This window comes from Comamonas sp. 26, from assembly GCF_002754475.1.
Classification (GTDB): Bacteria; Pseudomonadota; Gammaproteobacteria; order Burkholderiales; family Burkholderiaceae_C; genus Comamonas.
Genome location: NZ_PEFL01000001.1, coordinates 2,307,510 through 2,327,970, shown reverse-complemented (window position 1 = coordinate 2,327,970; position 20,461 = coordinate 2,307,510). Strand labels below are relative to the sequence as shown.

Annotated in this window: 15 protein-coding genes; 6 read left to right on the top strand and 9 right to left on the bottom strand. The window is 60.4% G+C overall.

Translation table 11 applies throughout. The features are described 5' to 3' along the window. Nucleotides 1-117: 117 nt before the first annotated feature. Both CLU84_RS10640 and CLU84_RS10635 read right to left on the bottom strand, forming a co-directional pair. Complete coding sequence (locus CLU84_RS10640) at nucleotides 118-3,927, bottom strand: autotransporter domain-containing protein (RefSeq protein WP_158235184.1); 3,810 nt, start codon at nucleotides 3,925-3,927, stop codon at nucleotides 118-120. Between the two features lie 338 nt (nucleotides 3,928-4,265). After that, on the bottom strand, nucleotides 4,266-5,174 hold the full coding sequence (locus CLU84_RS10635) for a LysR family transcriptional regulator (protein ID WP_099737142.1): 909 nt from the start codon (nucleotides 5,172-5,174) through the stop codon (nucleotides 4,266-4,268). 112 nt (nucleotides 5,175-5,286) lie between these two features. Between CLU84_RS10635 and CLU84_RS10630 the strand changes: the two genes are divergently transcribed. Continuing rightward, complete coding sequence (locus CLU84_RS10630) at nucleotides 5,287-6,054, top strand: SDR family NAD(P)-dependent oxidoreductase (protein WP_099737141.1); 768 nt, start codon at nucleotides 5,287-5,289, stop codon at nucleotides 6,052-6,054. Between the two features lie 124 nt (nucleotides 6,055-6,178). On the opposite strand, the gene argA is transcribed toward CLU84_RS10630, so the two are convergent. After that, nucleotides 6,179-7,525, bottom strand: coding sequence for an amino-acid N-acetyltransferase (gene argA / locus CLU84_RS10625; RefSeq protein WP_099737140.1), 1,347 nt, complete (start codon nucleotides 7,523-7,525; stop codon nucleotides 6,179-6,181). A gap of 696 nt (nucleotides 7,526-8,221) precedes the next feature. On the opposite strand from argA, the gene CLU84_RS10620 reads away from it, so the two are divergent. The 4 genes from CLU84_RS10620 to CLU84_RS10605 are packed head-to-tail and all read left to right on the top strand — an operon-like array spanning nucleotide 8,222 to nucleotide 13,010. Continuing rightward, on the top strand, nucleotides 8,222-9,610 hold the full coding sequence (locus CLU84_RS10620) for a TolC family protein (RefSeq protein WP_369826859.1): 1,389 nt from the start codon (nucleotides 8,222-8,224) through the stop codon (nucleotides 9,608-9,610). After that, on the top strand, nucleotides 9,607-10,683 hold the full coding sequence (locus tag CLU84_RS10615; protein ID WP_099737138.1) for an HlyD family secretion protein: 1,077 nt from the start codon (nucleotides 9,607-9,609) through the stop codon (nucleotides 10,681-10,683). The genes CLU84_RS10620 and CLU84_RS10615 overlap by 4 nt, the downstream gene beginning before the upstream one ends. Continuing rightward, entirely contained in the window at nucleotides 10,680-11,864 is a 1,185-nt protein-coding gene (locus CLU84_RS10610) for an ABC transporter permease (protein ID WP_099737137.1), read from the top strand. Before CLU84_RS10615 ends, CLU84_RS10610 begins: the two co-directional genes overlap by 4 nt. A gap of 57 nt (nucleotides 11,865-11,921) precedes the next feature. After that, a complete protein-coding gene (locus CLU84_RS10605) occupies nucleotides 11,922-13,010 on the top strand; it encodes an ABC transporter permease (protein WP_369826858.1) in 1,089 nt (362 codons plus the stop codon). 49 nt (nucleotides 13,011-13,059) lie between these two features. Here CLU84_RS10605 and CLU84_RS10600 read toward each other — a convergent pair whose 3' ends face one another. Next, entirely contained in the window at nucleotides 13,060-14,253 is a 1,194-nt protein-coding gene (locus tag CLU84_RS10600; protein WP_099737135.1) for an MFS transporter, read from the bottom strand. A gap of 158 nt (nucleotides 14,254-14,411) precedes the next feature. Here CLU84_RS10600 and CLU84_RS10595 point away from each other — a divergent pair, with 158 nt between their 5' ends. Then, the gene (locus CLU84_RS10595) at nucleotides 14,412-15,626 is read left to right on the top strand and encodes a hypothetical protein (protein WP_233209998.1); all 1,215 of its coding nucleotides are present in this window, start codon (nucleotides 14,412-14,414) and stop codon (nucleotides 15,624-15,626) included. Nucleotides 15,627-15,688: 62 nt separating this feature from the next. Here CLU84_RS10595 and CLU84_RS10590 read toward each other — a convergent pair whose 3' ends face one another. The 5 genes from CLU84_RS10590 to CLU84_RS22395 form a co-directional block, all read right to left on the bottom strand. Further along, on the bottom strand, nucleotides 15,689-17,419 hold the full coding sequence (locus CLU84_RS10590; RefSeq protein WP_099737134.1) for a zinc ribbon domain-containing protein: 1,731 nt from the start codon (nucleotides 17,417-17,419) through the stop codon (nucleotides 15,689-15,691). A 199-nt stretch (nucleotides 17,420-17,618) separates the two neighbouring features. After that, nucleotides 17,619-18,275, bottom strand: coding sequence for a hypothetical protein (locus CLU84_RS10585; protein WP_099737133.1), 657 nt, complete (start codon nucleotides 18,273-18,275; stop codon nucleotides 17,619-17,621). A gap of 5 nt (nucleotides 18,276-18,280) precedes the next feature. Continuing rightward, nucleotides 18,281-19,153 carry a zinc ribbon domain-containing protein gene (locus tag CLU84_RS10580; protein WP_099737132.1) on the bottom strand — a complete coding sequence of 291 codons (873 nt, stop codon included), beginning with the start codon at nucleotides 19,151-19,153 and terminating at the stop codon, nucleotides 18,281-18,283. Nucleotides 19,154-19,648: 495 nt separating this feature from the next. Then, nucleotides 19,649-19,867 (bottom strand): hypothetical protein, encoded by a 219-nt coding sequence (locus CLU84_RS22400; RefSeq protein WP_233209997.1) that lies wholly within the window; start codon nucleotides 19,865-19,867, stop codon nucleotides 19,649-19,651. Beyond that, nucleotides 19,864-20,424, bottom strand: coding sequence for a metallophosphoesterase (locus CLU84_RS22395; protein WP_233209996.1), 561 nt, complete (start codon nucleotides 20,422-20,424; stop codon nucleotides 19,864-19,866). Before CLU84_RS22395 ends, CLU84_RS22400 begins: the two co-directional genes overlap by 4 nt. Nucleotides 20,425-20,461 lie beyond the last annotated feature (37 nt).

The following is a 20,461-nucleotide window of genomic DNA, read 5'->3' as shown; positions in this document are numbered from 1 at the left end:
ACGCAACAAAGGCAAAGTGGTGATTTGGAAAAGGCCTCAAATATGCATAAGAAAAAATAGCAAACCTGCCTGAAAAACTGTGCTGAGCGCGTTTTTTGATGCCTTAGGCGCTACCAGCTACCAGCTTCGTTTTACGCCCAGAATGGCCTGCACTCCCGTCTTGACACGTGTATCGCCACCGTTGGCCCACAGCTTGTTCAATTCGGCATAAACGCTGGTCATGGGGTTCAACTTCAAGGTGCCGCCAACCGCAAGCTCGGTGCTGGTGTAGCCACCTCGGGCCGGGATGGCGGTGGTCGTTGACGAGGTCATAAAACTGGCCACATCCGTGGCGCGACTGGCATGGAAGAGATTGACCCGCACCGAAGGCTGGAACACACCGACGGAAGTCGGGAAGCGGCCTTTGATGCGAGCCCCCAGGCGCAAAAGCCAGTCATTGTCTGCGCGGATGCCGACCCGGGTGGTCCCCAAGGTGGTGTCGGCCAGGGACATGCTGCGGTAAATCAACTGCGCTTGCGGCTCAATCTGCCAGCCGCCGTGCAAGGGCAGAGGCTGACCAAGCTCCAGCGATGCCAGCCAGCCATGACCCTTGGTGAGCGCCCTGGCATTGCTGCGGGTGTAGAGCTCGCTTCGGTAGTCGGCGGCCTGCAGCACCGCATCCAGGTAGAAGTTCTGTGCATTCTGGTAGCTGCTATATACGCCGATATAGCGATTGCGAAGACTATTGAAGCCCACGTCCTGACCTTGTTGCCCGCCGGAAAAGCCTAGCACCTGCACGTCTCCGCTGAGTTGCCCCACATACAGGCCTGTTTTCCAGTCGCCATTCGCCCAGACATCGAGTCCCACCTGAAAACCTGTCAGCACGGCCCGACTTCGCGCGCTCACCAATCCCGGCTGACTGATGCGTGGCTCGCTTCGGATCAGCCGTCCCCAGGTCTGGCGAACTTGACGGCCATCACCGCCCTCGTTGATATCGTCGCCAACACGCTGCTGCCGGTTGCCTACCAAGGTCAGATCGGCTTGGCGCAGCTGTGAGGGCAATGAGCTGATCAACGAAGCCTCCGCTCGATAGGAGGTATCGATACCGTTGATGCTCGAATGCAGCGAGGCCCCTGAGGCATCACTTTTCAGACGGTATTCAAATGCACCGGCATCGACCTGCCCACCAGCGAGCGTAAAAGCACCCGGGCTCAGGCTGGCACCGTTTTCCGTGCCGACCACCACGATGCCCTTGGTATCGGTTTTCGCACCCAGGCCTCCTGCGTTGTTCACGACAAGTGTGGTGTTGCCACTCGCCACGGCATTTCTACCGCTGAGCAGCAGCATGTCGCTGGCGCTGCCCGGACCTTGCAGCTTTGCAGACAGGCTCAGCGCACCACTATTGCCCACATAAGGGCCGGTGATCTTGAGAACCGTGCCCGGCCTGCTGCTGTTCGGGTCGCTGAGCATCACCAGGCCGCTGTTGTTCAAGGCGGCAATGCTTTGGCTGCGGCCTGCAATATCCAGCACCGCACCGGCCGCCACTGTATGGGCCGAGCCCTGGCTCAGCACATTGGCGGCGCCCGCCAGCAGCCGTCCCTGTGCCACTTCGGTGGCCCCACTGTAAGTGCTGCTCACATTGTCCAGGCGCAGTGTTCCCAGACCCTGCTTGACCAGGCCTCCTCTGCCCACGATAGCCCCCGTCATGCCCAGTTCGGTATTGCTTGCGACCTGTACGCGCCCGGCTGCGGTGCTCAAGGTGATGGTGCGGCCGGTATCAAAGCTGGAGGTCGTGGCCAGCGTTCCGCCGTTCAGCTCTATGCCGCCCGATGCGGCACCCAGATTGGCATCGCTAGACACTGACAGCACACCGCTGTCGATTTTGCTGCCGCCAGAGTAGGTGTTGCGTCCTCCCAGCACCAAGGTGCCCATATCGGTTTTCACCAGCTGGCTCGCACCGGTCAGTGAAGCGGTGATGGTTGCGCTCATGCCTGCGCCTGCCGCCGTTCCATCGCCAACCCGCACCATAGTCATCCCATTCTCACCTTGCAAATCGATGCTGTCGCCGTCGATTCGGTAACCGTCGCTGGCAAACTGCGCACCCATGATGCCAATGGAGCCCGCCGAGCGGTCCACAGTCACGGTTCCCGCTGTGCCCTGGAAGATGACAAAGCCCGGATTGGGCTGGTAAGGCCCGTTCAGTGCACCGTCCACTTCCGTCCAGCTTGCGCCATCGGCGCGCCATGTCCCCGAGCCTCCGTCAATCACGCCGTTGTCATCCAGCGACGTATTGCCGCCATCCCAGGCGCGCAGCGTGGCACCCAGGGCCGATACCACGTTGATCTGTCCTTTTGCCTCGGTCTGAATATGCAACTCACCGGCGGGAATTCCCGTAGGGCTTGTCGAGATCAGCAGACCCTTGTCCGTCAGCGCACCGCCATAGTCAAACAAGCGATAGATTCCGCGACCAAAGCCGCCGATATCACTGACGTGCAGATTGCCGTCCAGCACCAGATCACCGCCGATCCGAAACAGTACCGTGCTGCCAGGGGCGCCGAAGGCAGCATTGATATCGCTTGCGCTGTCAAGGCTCAGATTGCCCACCACCGTCAAGGTCTGGCCTTGCACGCCAGACAGCACGCCACCGTTGGAAAACCTCACCGCACCATTGACCGTGCCGGACCCGGTCAACGTCCCGGTTTGCTCCACGCTGACCGGCCCAGCGAAACTTCCGTTCACCTGCAACTGCCCAGCGTTGACCAAGGCCGTCCCACCAAGCCGCTGATCCACAATCAGCGTGCCGCCCTGCACGCGGGTCTGGCCCAGGAAGCCAAGGCTGTCGCCGGTCAGGCGGGTCACGCCGGCATAGTGATTGATCTGGTGAGAGCCGGTAGGTGCAGAGGAAAGGGCTGCGGCAAAGGCATAGGCGCTGCCCGTGTGATTGAAGTTCAGCGTGCCCGAGCCTTCGCCAAAGCGCAGCTGCGCTGTCTCCAGCGTGCCTGGGGCCACTGCATCGCTTGGGTTGTTAGATGCTGCGCCGATATAAATCGCTCCCGATGCTGTGCTGTAGGTAGCGAGATCGACCCCGCTGCCAGAAACGGACATGCGACCACCGTCTCTGAGTTGCAAGCTTGCGGAACCTCCTACGCCTACCGATAAAGCCCCACTTTCCCAAAGCGCGCCACTGCCAGAAACCAAGCCAGTTCCCCGGCTTCCTTCAAAACTACCTATATAGGCCGTGTCGGTGCGCACTAGGCCGCCCTCCTTGACCAACAACTCGCCAAAGCCGCTGTCCCCAATCGTGATATCAAAGGCATTGAGCCAGGCCGAGCCTGCGCCCGACACGGCCACTTGGCCGCGGCCGCTTGAAAGGCCCAGGCTGGTGAAGTTGCTACTGACCACACCGCCGTTCTGTATGTTCAACAGGCCCGATCCTGAAATGCCGATGAGAAAACTGGAGTTAATACCCCAGCGCGAACCGACACCGGAAACCAGAACCTCACCGCTGCCGCTATCCCAATCGCCCAAAGTGCCGTCGCGGCTGACCACCTGGGCCTGGTCAAGAATGCTGAGCCTGCCGGTGCCGCGCTCACCGATAGTCAGCCCTCCAGCGCTAGTCCAGCTTGAGTCTTTGTCAGTGACTGTCACCGTGCCATTGCTGCCGGCCTGCTCGCCGATATGGCCATTGGCACCCTTGACTACGGCTCCATCCCGGATCGTCAGCGCACCTGTGCCCGCCTTCCCCACGGACAGGCTGCCGCCTATATTCCACACCGGCCCCGGTGATGGGGGCGGAAACGGGTCGACATCGCCCGATGCCTCGATCACTTGCGCCTGCACCAGTTGCACAGGCCCGCCGAACAGCAAAGCCGTAACAAGTGCCATGGGCCAAGCCCGCGCTTGAGGATGGAGGCACAAAGCACCGGCAAAAACAACTTTCAGCGTCATGTCCATGTCCTTGTGTTTTCTGGATCGCAGGAGCGATGGAGTCTGTGGGGTTGAAGTCAGGGAGCAGTTATCTCCAACTGCCCAGTGCTTCGTTTGAGCCTACACCGTGGACCAATTCCCTATGGATGTCGAACCGACGCTCAGGGCATGAATCGGCAACCCGTGCAGCCGCAGCGATATCGCGGACATCCCCACTGTCAACGAGCCTAAGGTTGTTCAGGGTGGCATGGCAAGGACCGATCAAAGCATTGGATTCAATTCCAGGCTGCCAATGACTGCGTTTTGCTGATCCAACGCGCATCTTGATCGTGGGAGCACTCTGGCCCTTCTTCGTCTGCTCATTGGCCCGCTTGGGCCAGGTGACGTTCAATGACCTGGGCAAGCCAATTCAGGCAGGCAGAGACTCGTGGAGCCATATGTTTGCGATGGGGATACAGCAATGAAACCGGCATGGGCGGGGCAGTAAAGTCGGGCATGACTTTGGCGAGCAAGCCTTGATTGACCAAGGCCTGGATGCCATGAACAGGAGCCTGGATCAGCCCCAGGCCGGCAACGCAGGCGGCTTCGTAAGCGTCAGCACCATTGACGACAAGTGCACAGCGCATGGGCTCTACCACCCGCTTGTGGCCGACTTGGTGTTCCCAGCCAGCCCCTTGGGTGCCGAGTTTGCTGGCGTAGTGAATGATTTGATGCTGTGCCAGGTCTGCAAGCGTGTGGGGCGTTCCGTGTCGGCTCAAATAAGCGGGGCTGGCCAGGTTGCACATTGCCATCATGCCTAGGGGGCGTGCAATCAAACCGGTATCTGCCAGCGTGCCGACACGCACCACGCAGTCGAAGCCGTCCTTGACCAAGTCGACCAGATAGTCGCTGGTACTGATGCCTACCTCCAGCAAGGGGTGCAAGGCCAGAAATTCGGGCAGCTGGGGCATGACGACATCGCGTGCCAGCGTGGTGGGCAACTCAATCCGTAAGCTCCCGCGCAAGCCGCTTGCAGCGGGCTGAAACATGCTTTTCAGCTGCTCCGCATCATTGAGTAGCGCCTTGCAGCCGTCCAGAAACTGTTCGCCATCGGTTGTGAGGCGTACCTGCCTTGTCGTGCGCTGTAGCAGGCGGGTGCCTATGTGCTGCTCCAGTTGTTGTACGACAGTGGAAACGCGACTTTTGGTCAAATTCAATTGCTCGGCAGCCTGAGTGAAGCTTTGCAGCTCGGCCACACGGTCAAAGATGCGAATTGAGTCAAGGTCCATAGACTGATTGTTTTTTTTCAATAAACAGTGTGATCTTTTTTGAAAGGTTTATTCTTTTTTTATGAATTATTAAAGTCACTCCATCGCAACCACGAACCTTCAGGAGATGAACATGACGACCTCCAACCCTCGCATTGCTCTGATTACTGGTGCCAGCCGTGGACTGGGCCGCAACGAAGCGCTCAAGCTGGCACAGCAAGGCGTGCATCTGATCATTACTTACAAAGACAATGAGCAGCAGGCCCTTGAGGTCGTGCAAGAGATTGAGGCTCGGGGCAGCCGAGCCGTGGCGCTGCGCTTGGACGTGGCAGACAGCAAGACGTTCGATGCTTTTATGGCAAAGGTTCAAAGCACACTGAAGGCGACCTGGCAGCGCGATCAATTCGATTACTTGGTCAATAACGCCGGAATTGGGCTCACGGCACCGTTTGCCGAAACCTCGGAAGAGCAGTTTGACCTGCTCGTCAGCATTCACCTCAAGGGTCCTTTTTTCCTGACCCAAAAGTTGCTGCCCTTGATCAAAGACGGTGGTCGAATCATCAACACCTCTACCGGTTTGACGCGCTTCACCTTCCCGGGCTATGCCGCCTACGCCGTAATGAAGGGCGGTGTTGAGGTGATGACGCGCTACATGGCCAAGGAGCTGGGAGCCCGTGGAATTAGCGTCAACACCATTGCTCCCGGCGCCATTGAAACCGACTTTGGTGGTGGCATGGTGCGCGATAACTCGCAAGTCAATGCGCATCTGAGCGGGCTCACGGCCATGGGGCGTGTAGGGCTGCCTGACGATGTGGGTGGCGCGTTAGCTGCAATGCTATCTGAAGGAAACAATTGGGTCACGGCGCAGCGCATTGAAGTGTCCGGCGGCATGATGCTCTGAGCTCAAAGCAATTGAGTCGCGCAAAAAAGCCAGCATTCGTGCCGGCTTTTTTGTGGGTTGAGCATTACAGGGGTCGAGACAGTTATTAAAAATTGCAAGCCGGCCCCCTAGGCCCAAGCTGCGTCTACAGTTTTTTGACCAGAACCTGGCTCTTGCGGCTCCAGTTGTATTTTGCCTTGCGCGCTTCGGGCAGCCATTCTGGGTCCACGGGCTGAAAGCCGCGCTTGATAAACCAGTGCATGGTGCGCGTGGTCAGCACGAACATGGTGTCGCAACCCAGGGCGCGGGCGCGTTGCTCTATGCGTTTAAGCAGTTTTTCGCCGTCGCCCGTGCCCTGGCTCTTGGGTGAGACGGTGACGGCGGCCATTTCTGCGGTCTTGGATTCGAGGTAGGGGTGCAGGGCTGCGCAGCCGAAGATGACGCCGTCATGCTCAATGATGGTGTAGCTGGCGATGTCGCTCTCGATCTCGGTGCGGTCGCGCTTGACCAGCGTGCCGTCGCGCTCGAAGGGCTCGATCAGCTGAATGATGCCGCCCACATCGTCAATCGTGGCTTCGCGCAGCTCTTCGAGCTTTTCGTCGATGACCATGGTACCGATGCCGTCGTGCACATAAATTTCCAGCAGCAGCGCGCCATCGGTGGAGAACGGCAGGATGTGGCTGCGCTCCACGCCATGCTCGCAGGCGTGCACGCAGTGCTGCAGGTAAAAGCCGACGTCGGTGGGTTCTTGTGCTGGGGGCAGCTTGGCCAGCATGCGGCGGGCGGCGTCCAGCGGCAGCTCGGTATCGATGGGGTTGTTTTCGTCGATGGTGCCGGTGGGATCCATGCGGATGCCAGGCACTTCGGTCAAGAACAAGAGCTTGTCGGCCTTGAGTTCAATGGCCACGCGGGTGGCGACTTCTTCCATGCTGAGGTTGAAGGCTTCGCCCGTGGGTGAGAAGCCAAAGGGCGACACCAGCACCATGGCTTCAGAGTTCAGCGCATTGCGAATACCTTCCACATCGACCTTGCGTACCAGGCCCGAATGCATGAAGTCCACGCCATCCACAATGCCCACGGGGCGGGCGGTGAGGAAGTTGCCCGAGATCACGCGGACGCGCGCGCCGGCCATGGGGGTGTTGGGCAGGCCCTGGCTGAAGGCCGCTTCAATCTCGTAGCGCAGCTGGCCTGCGGCTTCTTGCGCGCAGTCGAGAGCGATGGAGTCGGTCACGCGCATGCCGTTGTAGTAGCGCGGCTCCTGGCCTTTGAGGCGCAACTGCTCGTTCACCTGAGGGCGAAAGCCGTGCACCAGCACGATTTTGACGCCCATGGCCTGAATCATGGCCAGGTCTTGGACGATGGAGCTGAGCTTGCCTGCATCAATGGCTTCACCGGTCAGGCCCACCACAAAGGTCTGGTGTCGGAACTTGTGGATATAGGGGGCCACAGACCGGAACCAGGGGACAAAGGTGAAGTTGAAGACGGTGGACATGGCGGTGCGCGAAAACCTCGAAAAGGGTAAAAAAGGCCCGCGTTCCAATTATCGTGGTCACGCAGGCCTGCGGCGCAAAGTGTAGCGGCTACTTGCGGCTCTCGCCCGCTTGTGGCAAGGATTTGTGTGCGCAGATCGCGCAGACTGTGTGTTGGAGTAAGCCGTGCTTTCAAAAACGTAGCAGCATGCGCTCAATGTGGCGTTTGTTGAAGCCATTTAGTCCTTGAAATCATTTCATATCAGGAACAAGCAGCTTTTATATTGATAGCAAGCGAGGTGAGTCGAAGCGCTGTGCCAAAGTGGTGGGCTGTTGCGATGGGTTAAAGCCGTGGGTGATTGCGCGCAGACGTATCTCGTTGCGCGGTGTTCTCCAGATTCGAAAAACAGTCCTGGTCCGTATCTTCGAGCACCAGAAGGCTGCGGGATATATCTCAGCCGCGACGGCATGCGCGCGGTGGAAGAGGCGATGTCCGGCGAGTCAGGCTATGCACATGCAATCAGCCATGGATAATGCTTTTTGAAAAGAGCGGGTCGGATATGGTGTTTGCAGAGAGCGTGCTGCTTTGGGAAGACTGCCGGTGCTGCAATATTGTTTCGATCCGGACCCGGATATCTCGTTGTTTTCTCCCCAGTATTCAAGCGAGCCTCTAGCTATTCATGAATATCAGCTGCTTTTCCTTGACCTTAAGTCTGCTGATGGCGGCGGCATTGCCGACCTCGGTGCAGGCGCAGACAGCTCCGGCGGCCCATTCCCTGAGCTTTGAGCAGGCCAGGGCCGCTTTGTTGGAACGTTCGGATCAATTGGCAGCCTCCTCCAAGGCCGTGGACAGCGCACGTTTGCGCCGCGAAGGCATGGAAGGGCTGGGCGGCCCGTCAGTGGCCGTGATCGGCCTGGGCTACCGCTATTCGGCCAATGTCGATCTGGACCTGGACCCTGCACGGCGTGCTCTGGGTAACGGTATCTCGCTGCTGCCGCCGCAGCTCGGCGGGGCCGTGGCGCAGCTGCCCAGCCTGCCGTCCAACTACAACTTGCAGCGCAAGGACACAGCGGCTTCGGCCAGTCTGGCCGCTGTCTGGCCGCTTTACATGGGCGGACTGGGTAATGCCGTGCGCAGCGAGCTCGATGCCATGACCGACGAGGCGGTGGCCGATGCGGCCAGCAGTGCGGATCAGCTCCAGACCCTGCTGGTACAGCGCTATTTCACAACCCAGCTGGCCGAACGGGCTGCAACCTTACGCCAGCGCGCGCTGGAAGGCGTGCGTGCCCATGATGACGCGGCCCAACGCATGCTCAAGGCCGGCGTCATTGCCCAGGTCGAGCGATTGCAAGCCAGCGCGGCCCTGGCCGAGGCTCAGCAGCAGTCGCGCAAGGCCGATGACGATGCGCGGCTGGCCCGCAGTGCGTTGCTGCGCACCGTGCATGCCAATGTCGCTGTGCGACCCAGCTCGCCCTTGTTTGTCAGCAGCGAAGCATTGCCGCCGCTGCAGCGGTTTCTGGACTCGGCACAGAGTCATCATCCGGGTCTGAGCAAGATTGCTGCCAAGCGCCGCCAGGCCGAATCTTTGCACGATGCCACCGAGGCGCTGCGCAAGCCGCAGGTGCTGGCCTTTGGCATGCGTGAGGTCAACACCTCGGGCAAGCCCAACTGGGTGGCTGGTGTGGCGGTGCGCTGGGCGCTGTGGGACAGCATCGACCGTGACAAGCTTTCGGCAGCAGGCCAGCGCAAGGTGGAGCAGGCCGAGTTGACCGATGCCCAGGTGCGTTCCGACATCGGCTTGCTGGTCGAGAAGAACTGGCTGGCCGTGGAGCAGTCTCGCAGCCAGTATCTGGCTGGTCAGGCTCAGGAAAATCTGGCTCGCGAACTGTTGCGTCTGCGCCAGGCGGGGCTGAAAGAAGGCACAAGCACTGCACTGGACTTGATCGACGCCCAGCTCAATCTGGCCAAGGTGCAGACCGAGCGTGCCTCTGTTGCCAACCAGTATGTGCAGGCCCTGGCCGCCCTGCTTGAGAGTACAGGGCAGGCCGATGAGTTCAGCCGCTACATGGCCCGTGCCGATATCCAGATCACCTCAGACGCACCATGAATACACCTTTACCCAATCCGCCATCCGGCCATGATTCAAGCCCTGATTCCAGCCGAGCAGCCCAGAAGGACAGACGCCTTCCGGTCGTGGCGGTGATCGTCGCGGCTGCGGTGCTGATCTTTATCGTCTGGGGTTTCTGGCGCTCCGCCCAACCTGCCGCCCCTTTCTTTCAGGGGCAGATGGAGGCGCGTGAAACCGATATCGCACCCAAGGTGACGGCACGCATCTCCAAAGTGCTTGTGACCGAGGGGCAGCGTATTCAGCCGGGCGACTTGCTGGTGGAAATGGACAGCCCCGAGGTGCAGGCCAAGCTGGCCCAGGCGCAGGCTGCCCGCGATGCGGCGCAGGCCGTGGCCGCAAAGGCCAGCAACGGCGCGCGTCCCGAAGAAGTGCAGATGGCACGCCTGAGCTGGGAGCGCGCCCAGGCGGCGGCTGATCTGGCCAAGACTTCTTACGACCGGGTGCAAAGCCTGTTCAACCAGGGTCTGGTCTCTGCCCAGAAGCGTGACGAGGCACAGACCAACTGGCGCGCCTCGGATGCCCAGGCACGCGCCGCCAAGGCACAGTACGAGATGGCGGCCAGCGGCGCGCGCAAGGAAGACAAGAGCGCAGCGGACGCGCAGGTGCGCCAGGTCGATGGTGTGGTGGCCGAGGTCAAGGCCGCCGAAGCCGAGACGCAGCTGCGCAGCCCCGTGGGCGGCGAAGTGGCGAATGTGCTGGCCAAGCAGGGCGAGCTGTCGCCCCAGGGAGTGGCGGTGGTGACGGTGGTGGATCTGAGCGATCAGTGGGTGGTGCTCAATGTGCGGGAGGACCAGTTACAGCGCTTTGCCATGAAAAGCCGCTTTACCGGCAGGTTGCCGGCGTTGGGAAACCGGCAGGCCGAGTTCGAGGTGAACTTTCTCGGCGTGCTGCCCGACTTTGCCACCTGGCGCACTACACGTGGCAGCCAGGGTTTCGATGCGCGCACCTTTGAGGTGAAAGCCAAGCCCGTCCAGCCCATTGAGGGCGCGCGTCCTGGCATGAGCGTGATCGTCGAAGGCACTGTCAAAGGCATTGTCGGAGCCGGTGCGTGAGCGTTTTTACCGCCAGCTTGCGCCGCGAATGGGGTCGGCTCAGAGTCAGCCCCTGGGACTGGGCCATGGTCAGCTGGGTGCCTCTGCTGACGCTGGCGCTGATGTGCTGGATTTTTTCCGCAGGCCAGCCCTATCGCTTGCCGATTGCCGTCTGGAGCGAAGACCACTCTGCGCTGTCGCGCCAGCTGGTGCGCATGCTGCAGGCCACGCCGGGACTGGATGTGCGCCAGACCGTACTGAATCGGGGCGAGGCAGCGGACGCGCTGCTGCGCATGGAGGTCTATGGCGTGGTCCATATCCCGCCCGATCTGGAAACCCATGTCAAGCAGGGCCGTGGTGGCACGGTGACCCTGCTGCACAACGCGCAGCTGGCCACGGCATCCAGCCTGCTGCAGCGTGACTTGAAGCAGGTGGTCGGCACGCTGTCGGCCGGTGTGGAAATGCAGACGGCGGCCAAGCGCGGCTCGCCCCACCAGGTGCTGCAGGTGCAGATGGAGCCCATCAAGACTCAGTTGGTGGCGCTGTTCAATGTCTCCACCAATTACGAGCAGTTTCTGGCCGCTGCCCTGGTTCCTGCGCTGATTCATATTCTGGCCATGACGGCCGGTGCATGGTCCGTGGGGCGCGAGCTGCGTGAACGCACCCTGGGGGGCTGGCTGAGTCCTGGTGGTCAGTCAGCGGGCATGGCTTCGGTGGCTGCGGCGCTGCTGGGCAAGCTGCTGCTGCCTGCGCTGCTGCTGTGGGGCTGCGGCATGGCGGCTTTGCTGTATCTGGCGCAACTGCGGGGCTGGACGGTGGCAGGCAGCATCGGCTGGATTGCCGTGGGGCTGGCCGCGCTGGTGGCTGTGAGTCTGGCGGCCGGAGCCGCGCTGTCGGGCATAACGCTGTCGCTGCGCACGGCGCTGTCAGGCACAGGCCTGCTGTCGGCTCCTGCGTTTGCGTTCAGCGGCGTTGGCTTTCCCTTGCTGGCGATGACGGACAGTGCCAGGGGTTGGGCACTGGCCATGCCCTACACCCATTACGCCAGGCTGCAAATCGAGCAGTGGCAGATGGGCGCACCCGTGGCGCAGACCCTGCCCGTGGTTGCCGGCCTGCTGCTGGCTGCGCTGGTGTTGCTGGCGCTGGCCTCGGCGGGTTTGTTGCGCGGTCTGGGCAGGCCCGAAAAATGGGGAGGGCGCTAAGTCATGGACCGTTCCGACATCGGCTTTTTCAGGCTCTGGCTGGACAGTCTGATCCTCATGCTGCGCGACAAGGGCGCGCTTTTGCTGCTGGTGGGCGCACCGGTGCTTTACGGCTTTTTCTATCCCTGGTTCTACAGTACCCAGGTCGTGCAGCGTGTGCCCGTCGCCGTCGTGGTGCAGGACAACTCCAGTCTGGCGAGGCAAATGCTGCGCTTTGCCCATGCCAGTCCCCGCATCGATCCGCAACTGGTGACGGCCGATGAGGGCGAGGCCCGAGAGGCTTTGCTGCGCGGTGAGGTCATGGGCTATGCACTGCTGCCGCGCGATCTCAAGCGCGATGTGTTGCGCCGCGCGAATGTGGTCGTGCCCGTCTACGCGAATGGTGCTTATCCGCTGGTGAGCAAGCAGGTGCAATACGGCTTCGCCGAGGCTTTTGGCACCGTGTCTGCAGGCGTGGAAATCAAGCGACTGGAAGCGGGTGGGCAAAGTGCACCACAGGCGGCAGCGGGGCGTTCTCCCGTGAATTCGCAGGCCGTGGCCTTGTTCAACCTTACGGAAGGCTATGGCAGCTTTGTGGTGGCGGCCGTGGCCGTGCTGATCCTGCAGCAAACCTTGTTGATGGGCTGCGCGCTGCTGGTGGGAACCTGGCGTGAACAAGGCTCTGACCGTGCCGGTGCGCGCCAATGGCTGGCGCGGCTGCTGGCGCTGTGTGTGCCGGGCTGGCTGGCGGGACTGTTTTATTTTGGCTGGATCTTTGTCTGGCAGGACTTTCCGCATGGCGGCAACCCCTGGGGGGCACTTGCCTTGCTGGCCTGCTTTGTACCTGCTGTGGTGGGCTGTGCCACCCTGCTGGGCTGGTGGCTGGCCGACCGCGAGCGGGCCTTGCAGCTGGTGTTGTTCACCTCTATTCCCTTGGCCTTTCTCGGGGGCTTCACCTGGCCGGTCGAGGCTTTGCCCGAGCCGCTGCAGTGGCTGCGCTGGCTTTCGCCCAGCACGGCGGGGATAGAGGCCTCGCTGCGTTTCAATCAGCTGGGTGCGCCCTTGTTGGCAGGTTTGTCGCAACTGGCCTGGCTGGCCAGCATGGCATTGCTGACCTGGCTGGCCGTGCTCTGGCTGGGAGTGCGGCAGCCTGTTGAGAAAAAATGAGCCAAATCGGCCTCAAACCAATACAGGGTAAGCGCAAGAAGCTATGGTTTTAGCGGGCTACTGACTTTTGTCGCTGGGCTTGCAGGCCCAGCAGCACCACAGCTACTAGGGGCAGCATGCCGATGTTGATGCCGTTCCAGCCGGCGCTGTGCAGCAGCTGGCCTGAACCGAAAGAGGCCACGGCTACCGTGCCGAAGACCAGAAAGTCATTGAGCGCCTGTACCTTGGCGCGCTCCGAGGGGCGGTAGCACTCGGTGAGCATGGCCGTGGCGCCGATAAAGCCGAAGTTCCAGCCCACACCCAGCAGGATCAGCGAGCCCCAGAAATGGAAGATATCCAGGCCCATCAAAGCCAGCGCTCCCGCCGCGCCAATCATCAGCAGCCCCAAGGCGGTGATGGAACGTTTGCCAAAACGTGCAATCAGGCGGCCGGTGAAAAAGCTGGGCGCAAACATGGCCAGCACATGCCATTGAATGCCCATGGCCGCCTCGCCCACGCTGTGACCGCAGCCCACCATCGCCATGGGCGCTGCCGTCATCAAAAACGCCATCAGTCCATAGCTGACCACGCCGGCCGCGCAGGCGACGATGAACTGCGGCGTGCGGGCAATCTCGCGCAGCGGTCTGGCGTCGCCCTTGGCTAAGGTTTTGGACGGGGGCGGCGGCAGGCGCAGTGCCATCAGCAAGGGCAGGGCCAGCAGGGCCAGAAAGGCCTGGCTGTAAAAGCTGCCGGCAAACGGCGTGGCCGGTTGCAGATCGCGTGTCCAGATCACCACCTGCGGACCGATGATGGCGGCGATCAGCCCGCCAATCATCACGCGTGAAATGGCCTTGGCCTGCTCGCTGGGCTCGCCGACCAGGTCAGTGGCGGCAAAGCGATAGCTCTGCACGCAGGCTGCATAAAAACCGGCCAGCGCCGTACCGATGCAAAAGGTGATGAAGTTGCTGTGCGCAATGCCTTGCGCAGCGACCACGCCCGAGATCACGCCCAGAATGGCACCCAGGACATAGGCAGCGCGGCGGCCCATGCGGTTCATGATCCAGGCCGCAGGCAGGGTGGAGAGCGCCAGACCCAGCTGATAAATGCTGACCGGCAAGGTGGAGGCCGTGGGATTGCTCGACAGCTGCTGCCCCACCAGCCCGCCTAGCGAGATGATGATGGGCGGCGACGCCCCGCCTAGAGATTGGGCTGCGACCAGCAGGCCCATATTGCGATTTTGTTGTGTGTTTTTGTCTGATTGCATAAATCGTTTGGGCTGTGGATGCTAGAAGCCTGAATGACATCTTGCCGTATTCAAATTGACGGTGCACAACCGATTGGCATGCAAATAATAAATTGATGATGCAGGTACCTATGTCTTCTACGTATTTGAAATTTTCGTTGTGCAGCATTGGGGCCGCCTTGAGCGCTTTGTGTTTTCCTGCGCAGGCGCAGGAGGCTGTTCCCCCTATCCACGAGGCACCTGTCTGGTCCGCCAGCTATCGCGGCACGCTGGCCGGCAAGGCTGTGCAGCTTGAGCTGTGGCGGCTGGATGGTGCGGTGGGCGGCAGTTATTGCTATGAGCCCTGCAACCGTCCCGGCGCGATGATTGACCTGGAGGGCGCAGCCAGCGGGCAGCTGACCGAAACACCGATGACGGGCAGCAGCGATGCGAAACCCACGGGGCGCTGGTTACTGGCTGCCTTTTTCGGCATGCCGCCCACGCGTTTGCAGGGGCAGTGGCAGTCCATGAATGGCAAGCGGCGCTGGCCTGTGGATCTGGCGCTGCAGCCGCCAGCGTTTGCTCATGCCACGCGCTATGAGTTGCGGCTGATGCTGAATCAGCCCGTTCGCTCACTGGCCGACTGCGGTCAGCTCACGGAACTGGACGTTTCAGCCATCCATGTGTACGAGCAGGGGCGCTTGAAACAAAAGCTGCCCACCGCAGCGCAAGGCAGTTGCTGGCTGGTGCAGCCAAGCTGGGTAGATGCCAATTTTGATGGCTGGCCCGATCTGACACAGGCGCAGCAATTGCCTGCAGGGCCGAATATTCCGACTACGACCTGGCTCTATGACCCGGCCAAAAAGCAGTTTGTGCTGGGCCCGCAGGCTTTGCAGGGCATCACATCCCCTGTGTTTGATGCCAAGGCTCAGCGCATTTACAGCGAGTGGCGTGCCAGTTGCTGCAGCCATGGTGTGGATGTTTATGCATGGAAGCCACAGGGGCTGGAGCTGGTAGCGCAGGCCGAGAGTTATATGCTGCCCGTGCGCAAGGGCGGAAAGCTCATGGCTTGCTATCAAATGCCGCAATATGTTCAGGGCCAGATTCGCTGGCCCACAGGCCTGTACCAGCGAGCCGATGGCCTGAGTCTGGGGCGCGAGCCCAGCGGCGACTGGTGTGATGCGAACCCTGCAGAGACCATGGGGCAGAACCAGCTGCAGGTGCTGGCCGAGCCTGAGGAGGGCAAGCCCCCGCGCGTGCTCAAGGCCTATGGGTCCAGCTACCAGCAGGTAAATACACCGCAAGGGCCGCGTTACTGCCCGGATTTGATGGTGTTTGATGCCGATGCACGCAAGCTAGTGCGCGTGAAGTTGACGGAAAACGCCGAAGAGCTTTGCGAGGCGGAAAAGCCGTAGTTCTATCGAGCCGGGCATAAAAAAGGCATCCAAATGGATGCCTTTTGTTTTGTTTTGCTGGATTACTTCAGCTTGTGGCCGCATTCCCCGCAGAACATATCATCTGGCGCGATAGTGGCCTTACAGGCTGAGCAGTGGGTCAATGCCTGGCTTTGACGGGCTTTTTCCTCGGCCTGAGCCTGAGCTTGTGCCTGAGCTTGTGCCTGAGCTTCAGCTTTGACACGGGCCGCTTCACGCGCGGCGGCCTCTTGGCGCTCAGCCTCACGTTTTTCTGCTTCATGCTGGGATTGCAGCTCGCTTGCACGGCGCGCCGCATTAGCCTTTTCGCGGGCTTCTTCGGCTGCCTGTGCCGCTTGCGCGGCTGCTGCGCGTTCAGCGGCTTCGGCTTCGGCTTCGGCTTCGGCTTCGGCTTGCGCACGCTGGCGGGCCGCTTCAGCCGCTTGGGCTTCAACACGTTCCTGGGCTGCGCGCTCGGCTTGGGCTTGCTGAGCTTGGGCTTCTGCTTCAGCCGTCAGACGAGCGGCTTCCGCTTCGGCGCGTACACGGGCCACTTCTGCTTCGGTGCGCAGTCGCGCAGCTTCTTCTTCAGCGGCTTGGCGGGCGTGGGCCTCTGCCGCCGCAGCGGCTGCTGTGGTCGCTGCAATGATGGGGGCAAGCGATGCTGCTGGGGTAGCGGGTTCAGCATTCACTGCGGTATCGGCTGCTGTATCTGCTGTTGTATTTGCCGCTGCATTTTTGGCAGAGGCTTCTTGCAGGCGATCTGACGCGGCTTGTTTGGCACGCTCTGCAGCGGCCATGGTGCGTTCAGCGGCTGCCATGGTGTGGGCCTTGGCTTCTTCGGCTTTCTTGCGTACATCGCCAATCAGGCCATCGAGTGCGTCTTCGGCTTCCGTCGGGTCCACGCTTTCGCGGGCTTGCAGATAAATCAGGTTCATGCCCATCACGGCGACCTGGGCGAGCAAGGCGCCAATCACTGCGAACAGTACCCCCAGGCCTGAGATCAGACCCGTGCTGGCACCGCTGCCCATCATCATGCCCATCATGCTGCTGCCTATGCCGCCGCCGTAACCATAGCCGCCTAATCCGCCCATGCTGCTTGCGTTGGAGGTAATGCTCATGGCCATGCCTGTCAGCGACATGGTGGCTGGAACCAAGCCTGCAAACAGCATCACGCAAATCAGCGTGAGGATGATGTAGAGCACCACTTCCATCAGCACCACTTCAACCAGCCGCTTTCGGGCAATGCTCAATACGTTGGCCAGAGCCGCCTTGACGGACAGGCCGCTCCACAGGGCCGGGCCCATCAGCGGGCCAATGACCCAGATCATGGCGATCAGCAAAGCGGCGGCGACCAGAACCAGAATGGGGTGGGCTACAAAGGCCAAAATGCCGCCAAGAAACGGGATCTTGCAGACAAAGTAAATGATGGCTGCGACCAACCCATAAACCAGGGTGGCCGCAAATACGATCAGGCCGACCAGAATGAATTTGGGCAGGCACAGCAGACCGGCGGAAGCGGCCGCTGCAAAAGAGCGAATCGGTTCATTTTTTGCCTTGTCCATCAGCATGATGCCAACAGCCGATGAGCCAGCCATCAGCACTACCAGTGCGATGAGCATGATGATGCTGGATATAAAAACGGTTTTGGTGAGCATCGATGCACCAAGAGCGATCAGCAGGCTAAAGACCACCAGTGTCAGAAAGCTCATGAGCAGTGGTCGCCACTGAGTCAGCCCTTCTGCGGCTCTGGCAAGGGTGCCGAAACGAATATCTCCCAGTGATTGCTCTCTCATGTCGCGTCCTGTCTTATTGATGGATCTTGAGCCTTTGGATGTGACCTCAGGCCTTGGTTGCACCGCTCAGGCGGCGCTTGGAACTGGTAACACAACCCTTGATACGTCGTTTTCGCCTTGTCGTACTTCTGTACTGCCTGCGGCTTCGCGCCTCGTCTCAAACGCAAACCGTTGGTTTGCGGGGTAGTGTTAGCCGCTCTTAAAGCTTGCCGCGAATAGCACCTGCTTCGATGGTGTAGCGTTCCACGCCGCTAGGTACTCCGGCATCAATTCGCTTGATGACCGACACGGGCTTGCCGCCCTTGGACTGGGTGGTGCCTGTGGCGGTGTTCACACGTCCGGCTTTCACATCGGCATCGGCTTGGTCAACCACAATGCTGGAGGAGCCGCGGTTGTCGGCCAGTTCATTGGCCAGCTCTTTGAGCAGATCCATGGCACGGGTGTATTCCTTGCGGCCCTTGGCGGCCAGCGGCATCTCCACGCTCACAGAAGAGAAGGCGCGTACCTGCAGCGTCTGGCCGCTTTGCGCGTCGGCAATGGACACGGGCTGTGTCAGCACAGGCCCAGCCATGGCGCGCTGCTTGACGGGGAGAGACTGCATGGCTTGCACAGCCTGAGCCTGAATGCTTTGCGCTTGCTGAGTTTCTTGATTCAGCGCGGCTTGCAGGCGAGAGAAGCGCTCGCTGTGGCCGCCGGACATGGTGGTTGCCGCAGCCGCAGGGCCGCAGCTTGGGTCAGCCGCGCTGGTCACGCGCGAGAGCATGCAGCTCAGCGAGGTGGATGCCTCTTCCAGGGTGGCGCAGCCGCTCAGAATGGTGGCGGCGCAGGCGATGAGAGTGAGTTTGGCAATTTTCATGAGGTTCAATCCAGCAGGTCATCCAGCGAAGGGCCGCCGCTTTTCTTGGCGGGTTGCACCTTCACAGGGGCAGGCTTGTTAGGGGCGACTGCAGGTGCTGTTGGCGCTGCTGGTGGAGATGCCAGTTCAGGACTTGTGTTGATGACAGGAGCCGCTGGCGCTGGGTTTGTGACTGGTGACGGAGCAATGGTGACGCTGGATGGATCATTCAGCGGCGCAGCTGGTACTGCGGCTGCATTGCCACCTTGCGGGCCTACCAGTGCATCGGCCTTGGCTTTATCCTCGGGTGACACCGAATCCTTGCCCGCCTGCGATGCGGTGGGCGTGCTGTTCGCGCCGCTGAGTGTCTTCATGTTGCTGGCCATCAACACGCCGCCTGCGACGGCTGCCACGATCAGAACCAGCACGGCCCATTTGATCCATGCCTTGCTGCTGCGCACTGGCTCTTGAGGGAACGCCGGGGGGCTGTTATTGCGCTGCGGAAATACAGGCGCATTGATCGTGGCAGGCGGTGCTGCGGCCCAATCCATGGGCTCGATCAGTGGCGGCTCTGTGCGTGCAATAGACGCAGTAGGTGCATCAGAAGCAGTTGTCACTACTGGCATGGCTGAGATAGCTGGCGTTGAAACGGCAGATGTAGTCGCAGCAATAGATGAAGGAATGGCAGACGCCGCATTGGCAGGATTAGCTGCACCTTCAGCAAACACCGTGCCGCATTTGGGACAGAACTTGGCCTGTGGCTTGCACACTGCCTGGCAGTCGCCACAGATTTTTTCAATGGGGGCGGTTTCTGCCGCCGGAGTCTCTTGCCTGGCGCCGCAGTTCTTGCAGAACTTGGCGTTGGGGGTCAGCGGATTGCTGCATTGTGAACAATTCATTGTCTGCAATCGATGAAATAGGTTGCGGGCATTGGCTGCTCAGTCGTATTACTGCTGCTGGCAAAGCCCTGAATGAATAGGTGCTTGCCGCATCATGCTTGCTCAGGCAATGGTTTCAGTGCACCAGCGATGATTACGGCCTTGATAGCTGCTTTGTATCTTAGCTGCGCATTGGCAGGGACCCGGCGACTGATGCGACTTGGCTGTGCATCTAAGTGAGTGCGACAGCTTTTTGTCAGTGAGTGGTTTCGAGTTGCCCGGTTTTGATTCTATTTTTAAATTTCGAGCAATATAGATTCGCTTAAGCTAATGATATTTATAGGAGTATTGAACTCCTCATATTTCCGATCAGGAAAAATACAAAAAATGTAGAACCTGAGATGTGATTGATTTAAGCAAAATACTTTAAATGGTTGATAGTATTTTCTTTGTAAGAGTGCGAGGGTAATAGAGGCCTTGGTGATTGTGGTTTCCTGGAAAAACCAAGGCCGGTTTTTATTTCTCGGCAGTCAGTGTCAGAACCTCAATGCGCGGCAGCACTCCCAGTCGCACGGCAAAACCGGCCCATAGTCCTGCGCCGCTGCTGACAAACAGCTTCATATTCCCAATCTCATACTCGCCGCGCACAAAGCCGTTGTTGATAGGGGCGACCACCCATTGATCCAGTCCTGCAATCAGACCGCCATGTGTGTGGCCGGAAATTTGCAGGTTCACGCCCTTCGTCGCATTGAGACGAGCGAACTTGGGTTGATGCGCCAGCAGAATATGAAACTGCGCGCCTGCCTTGCGGGCCTGCTTGGCCACGGCATCCACATCGGGGGGATACCTTCGGGCACATTCGGGTTGGCGTTATTGGGCGATGTGCGGCCATAGACTGGGTCGCCAACGCCTGAGAGCGCCAGCTTGCTGCCCTTGATGTTGATGACCTGCATGCGGTTTTCAAGCAGGTTCAGACCCAGATTGCGGAACTCGGCCATCCAGCTGTTGTAGCCGCTGTAGTACTCATGATTGCCCGGCGCGGCCCACACGCCGTAGCGGGCACTGAGCCTGGCCAGTGGCGCCACATGGGCGCGTCCACTGGCAGCGTCGCCATCCACCAGATCGCCCGGCAGAACGATCAGATCGGGCGCGGCGCTCATGGTGCGATCCACAATGGTTTTGACATAGCGTGCATCGTTGACGGGGCTGGCATGAATATCGGCCAGCACGGCAACGCGCAGGCCTTCCAGTGCGGGGGGCAGGTGCCTGACAACCAGTGGCTGCTCAATCACTCTGGGCGGCTGCAGTGCATTGAAGATGCCAATGGCG